The sequence below is a fragment of the Fructilactobacillus sp. X2R5C2 genome (assembly GCF_059901375.1).
Genome location: NZ_JBWXUX010000059.1, coordinates 1 through 229, shown reverse-complemented (window position 1 = coordinate 229; position 229 = coordinate 1). Strand labels below are relative to the sequence as shown.

Genomic DNA, 229 nt, shown 5'->3' with positions numbered 1-229 from the left:
GATTTATATCGGATCCGGCAAAGCTTGTTTCTGTTGGTGACATTGTCGACGTGTGGGTGTTAAGTGTTGATTTAGATCGAAAACGAATTAAACTTTCCATGGTTGGTCCAGAATAGGAGCGAACTTATTTGCATGACGATGAATTACAGAAACTGGTGGAACAAATCTCGTTAGAGTCATTTGGGAAACCATTTAAGCACCGCGCATATTTTAATGATCGATTGAAAAC

General features: G+C 39.3%; 1 protein-coding gene. It reads left to right on the top strand.

What is annotated here, in order from left to right; all coding sequences use genetic code 11:
* Positions 1-5: 5 nt before the first annotated feature.
* Positions 6-116 (top strand): S1 RNA-binding domain-containing protein, encoded by a 111-nt coding sequence (locus tag AC6UD2_RS06930; protein ID WP_500698454.1) that lies wholly within the window; start codon positions 6-8, stop codon positions 114-116.
* Positions 117-229: the final 113 nt, after the last annotated feature.